This is a genomic window from Novosphingobium sp. Sphag1I, assembly GCF_056279125.1.
In genome coordinates, this window is sequence record NZ_JBWBQS010000047.1 from 1 (window position 1) to 2,769 (window position 2,769).

A 2,769-nucleotide genomic window follows, 5' to 3' on the forward strand; every position below is an offset into this window, starting at 1 on the left:
GGTACGCCTCCGATAGCGGCCGCCCGTGAGATCAGAATTGGCTCCGGCGGTTCTCGGCGATGATGTCCTGGAGACAGTCGACGCCATCGCTGGAGAGAGCAAGAACAGGCTCATCGCCCGTGCCGTAAACCCAGATCAGTCCGTCTTCGGTGTCCATCTGGTCGGTGAGGTCAAAGAGGAAGTCTTCATCTTCGCCCAGGTCCAGTGCGACCCTGGTGAGGGTCGTGACGGCATAGACCTTGTTTCTCTGCATTAGGCGGCCAATTCTGCAATTTGAGCCTGCTGGGTCGCTTTCCAGTTCCACGGAAGCAACTCATGCAACTGGCCTTGGGGTATGTCAGCGATGCGGGCGAGCACGTCGGTAAACCAGGCCAGCGGATCTATGCCGTTAAGTCGGGCCGAGCCGAAGAAACTGTACATCATCGCTGCCCGCTCACCGCCGCGATCGGAGCCGACGAACAGCCATGCTTTTCTGCCTCGAGCCACACCGCGCAGCTGCCGCTCGGCCGCATTGTTTGTGAGACAGATCCTGCCATCGCCAAGGAAGGCGGTGAAACCCTCCCAGTCGTTGAGCATGTATGCGATGGCCTTGGCAACAGCATCGTGACGCGAGAGCAAGCCAAGATGCGTGCGCATCCAGACTTCGAGATCGCGCACAAGCGGGGCAACGCTGTCCTGCCGAACCTGCAGGCGCTGGGCGGCGGATTGGCCATTGATGGTGTGCTCAATGGCAAAGATCCGGTCGATTTGCTCCAGCGCCTCCATGGCAAGAGGTGAGACGATAGGCGGCTTGCCCTTTTTGCGTTTGAGTTGGCGCGCGACATCGACCAGTTCGAAGAACTGGCGACGTGAATGGGCCCAACAATTGGCGCGGGTCATGGTGCTTTGCCGGAACATTTCATTGAAACCGGCAAAGCGATCAACCTGAAGGATGCCGCCATATCCGGCCAGATGACCACGGGGATGTTCTCCCTTGCGATTGCGGGAGTAATAGCAGACCACGCCGGGCGGCGAGAGCCCGCCAAAGGGGCTGTCATCGCGCACGTAATCCCAGATTCTGGCGATATCGGTCTTGTATCTGGCCAGCAGCGGCAGAGTGGTGTCATCGGCATGGAGCCGATCACCGCCAAGAACATGGGCTTCAAGGAGAAGGAACAAGGGCCTTGTCACGACACTGATGGCACCGATCTGGTCCGCCAGTGTCGAGAGACTGATCGGAATGCCTTCGGCTTCAAGCCGGTCGCGCTGAGAATTGAGCGGTTGGTGCAGACCATATTTCTGGAAGGCGAGGTTGGCGAGAAAGTGCGGCCCGAACATGCCGCGCGGCGTCACATGGAATGGCGCCGGGGGCTGGCTGATTTTCTCGCAACGACGACAGGAGACCTTCTCGCGGATCGTGCGGATAACCTTGTGGCGCGCAGGCACCTTCTCAAGCGTTTCGGTGATGTCGGCGGGTAAGCGGCTGAGACTGCCCGAACCACAACAGGGACATTGTTCAGGCGCCGGGATCACGATGTCTTCGCGCGGCAGATCGGCTGGAAAGTCGCGGCGCGTGGCGCGCTTGCGGGTGAATGGGGCAACGCTTGTAGTCCTGGCCGCAGCGATCTGGCCTTCCATCTCAGCCGCACTGGCATCGGCCTCTGCTTCTTCAAAGGCGATCTCGAACTGATCAAGCACCCGCCGACGTTCGGAACTCGCGCCATATTTATCGCGGCGCATCTTCTCGTTCATCAGCTCAAGATGTGCGTTACGAGCCTGCAGATCGGCATTGACGGCCCGAACTCTGGCCAGTTCCGCTTCCGTCTCGAGAGCATGAGCCTGCGCACAGGACAACTCGGCGCGCAGGCGTGACAGCTCCTGGGAAGGCTCAATTGCGGACATGCGCCCGCATAGCAGAAATTCGTCAAAACTCCAGCATTTTCGCCATTTTCAGCGCCATTTCACCTTTCAGGAAAGCGCCCGAATGGGGGCTGAGTGCATCAACCAACCTGTGCCGGGCGCCAGGTTTCCTGCGGCGCGCGCCAGTCGATCCCTTCGAGCAGACATGCCAGTGCCGAGGCCGGGATCGCCACTGTTCCTTCCTTTGTTGCCGGCCAGACGAACCGCCCCCGCTCCAGGCGGCGGATGTATAAGGACATAGCAATCCCGTCATGCCACAGGATCTTGCACAAAGATCCGCTTCGTCCCCGGAAGACAAACAGGTCGCCGGTATGCACGTCCTTCCTGAGTGCCTGTTGCACCTGCAATGCCAGTGAGCGCATGCCTCGCCGCATATCGGTATGTCCCAGCGCCAGCCAGATCCGCGCATTGCCTGAAACGGGGATCATCGCGACAGCGCCTGCAGGACAGCGGTTGCCAATGGCAATGGCGCATGTTCGCCGATTTCCACTTCCGCTCCGTTCAGGCACACCCTGATGGCGCAAGCCCGGCGGGCAACTTCAGGTGGATCGGGCTGCACGACGACTTGCGCAAAACCTTGCGTTCCACCGTCCGGCGTAAAGCCAAACTCCTTGCGCCACCGGTAAAGCTGGCTTGGATGCACATCGGCCGCCCGCGCAACATGGGCCAGAACCGCACCAGGGGCAAAAGCCCGCGCCAATAGCGCCAGCTTCTCTGCATCATCCCAAATCCGACGGCGCTCCGAGCCTGCAAAAACCGTTACTTGTCCCACCACTGATCCTTCGCACCAGTGCTAACACCAGAGCTAGCACCGGGGCCTAAATCCACACCGGATGGGCATCCACAAGGCGGCCGCTATCGGAGGCGTAC

4 protein-coding genes are annotated in these 2,769 nt (G+C 60.3%); all 4 read right to left on the reverse strand.

Annotated elements, in window-relative coordinates:
* Positions 1–31: 31 nt before the first annotated feature.
* Entirely contained in the window at positions 32–253 is a 222-nt protein-coding gene (locus tag ACZ9HU_RS22435) for a hypothetical protein (RefSeq protein WP_292690834.1), read from the reverse strand.
* Positions 253–1,881 carry an IS66 family transposase gene (gene tnpC / locus ACZ9HU_RS22440; RefSeq protein WP_476108095.1) on the reverse strand — a complete coding sequence of 543 codons (1,629 nt, stop codon included), beginning with the start codon at positions 1,879–1,881 and terminating at the stop codon, positions 253–255. The genes ACZ9HU_RS22435 and tnpC overlap by 1 nt, the downstream gene beginning before the upstream one ends.
* A 98-nt stretch (positions 1,882–1,979) precedes the next feature.
* Positions 1,980–2,327: an IS66 family insertion sequence element accessory protein TnpB gene (gene tnpB, locus ACZ9HU_RS22445; RefSeq protein WP_273617544.1), complete on the reverse strand. Its 348-nt coding sequence runs from the start codon at positions 2,325–2,327 to the stop codon at positions 1,980–1,982.
* Positions 2,324–2,671, reverse strand: a complete 348-nt coding sequence (locus ACZ9HU_RS22450) for a transposase (RefSeq protein WP_273617543.1) — start codon at positions 2,669–2,671, stop codon at positions 2,324–2,326. The genes tnpB and ACZ9HU_RS22450 overlap by 4 nt, the downstream gene beginning before the upstream one ends.
* Positions 2,672–2,769: the final 98 nt, after the last annotated feature.